Annotated in this window: 1 protein-coding gene and 1 pseudogene; both read right to left on the reverse strand. The window is 56.5% G+C overall.

Annotated elements, in window-relative coordinates:
- Positions 1–263: 263 nt before the first annotated feature.
- Positions 264–1,339: pseudogene (locus WBR57_RS12865) on the reverse strand (zinc-binding dehydrogenase); the annotation flags it as partial.
- Between the two features lie 137 nt (positions 1,340–1,476).
- Positions 1,477–1,657: hypothetical protein (locus WBR57_RS12870; protein ID WP_424084132.1), on the reverse strand; the 181-nt coding region annotated here is incomplete at its 5' end.

The following is a 1,657-nucleotide window of genomic DNA, read 5'->3' on the forward strand; positions in this document are numbered from 1 at the left end:
TTACTATAGAGATGTCGAAGATACCTACAAGGCCGTTCGAGGCCGCCCAACTATTCCCGTTCCCATTAAAGCGGGCGTCACTGTGTCTTTCAAAGCGCCGAGCCACAATAGCAACGGAGTTTAAAGAAAGGGGCATCGCAGTCGCCCCTTTTTATTTTTGGCGTTCCTGCCGGGCAAGCGGCGCCATCGCCGGTTTATTCTCCTCCACTTTTTGAATGGTTACATTTGCCACAACATCTACCGCCCTTGTTGTTAACAGACGAAACTCTGATCCCGACCTTCAATACACCGCCCTCGTTCGCTTCAAACAGCTTATAGGCTTCCTGGATCTGCGCTAGCGGATAGAAGTGCGTCAACAGCGGCGTCAAATCGATTCTCTGCGCCAGCACCAGCCGCATCAACGTCTCCATGCGCTCCTTGCCATTGGGACAATCTTGCCCGCCCAGTCCGGAAAGCGGGGCTTGTTGAGGCAGAGTCAGATGCCCGGAATAGATATCAATGCTCGACAATCGCCCACCCGGTCGGAGAGCGCGTAAGGCCTTCTCAAACGCTTCTTGAGACCCTTGCGCTTCGATCGCCACGTCCACTCCCCGGCCCTCGGTTACCTCTCGAATTTCTTCCAGGGGATTTCCCTCAGACAGAACTACCGCAGTCGCTCCGAAATGCTGCGCCATCTTCAGACGTTCCGGATCGTTATCTATGGTGATAATTTCAGACGCTCCCATCAGACGCGCACCGAGGGTCGCACACAACCCGATCGGTCCCTGCGCAAACACCGCAACCGTGTCGCCCAACCGGACTTGGGCGCTTTCGGCTGCCGCGAACCCGGTCGAGGCGCTATCAGCCAGCAGAATCACCTGTTCGTCGGAAAGCGCCTCGGGAATGATCGCCAGGTTTGCCTGAGCATCGGGTACCAGGGCATACTCCGCCTGTACTCCGTCAATCTTATTCCCAAGGCGCCAACCTCCGAGCGGACGGCCACAACGAGACCCGTCACCCCTTAAGCAGGCCTCGGATTGTCCGAAGGTGTAATCGCCCCAACCAGCACTCGCTGGCCAACCCGATATCCGGTAACGCCTGGGCCGAGCTCGTGAATTACTCCGACTGCCTCATGGCCCAGCGTTAAGCCTTCCGCTACCGGATATGCGCCACGCGCGATTTGAACGTCAGTCCCGCAGATCGTAGTCAACTTTACCTGAATGACTGCCTCCCCCAGGCCGGCGCTTGGAATCGGTTTGTCTTCCAATCCAAGCTCGCCCGGCCTCCGGAAGACATTCGCCTGCATCACTCCGCAAGGAGGTCCTTGAGGCAGTTTCTTGTCTGTAAGTGTTAAGAGCATCTCCGAATCTCCTTTAAGACCACTGCTTACGGCGCAATTCGGGTTCCAGTACTTTCGCTTCAAACGCGTCAAGGAGTGATCATCGCGTGCGTAGCTTCGCTCAGATGATGCGCATCTTGACTCAGACGAGGGAGCGACTATTTGATCTGGATATCCCTGAGATAGCGCGCCAGGTTATCGATTCTCACGCGACCGAGATCCTGATCCCGATTTACTTGAGAAAAGACCGGCCCCCAAATGGGCATGGCCCGGGTCCCATGGCCGCTCAACACCGCTGCTTCACCGGAAATGATGCGATCCACCTGCGCCAGCGGAAAC

It is taken from the genome of Pseudomonas sp. (genome assembly GCF_049590575.1).
In the GTDB taxonomy this organism is placed as follows: Bacteria; Pseudomonadota; Gammaproteobacteria; order Pseudomonadales; family Pseudomonadaceae; genus Aquipseudomonas.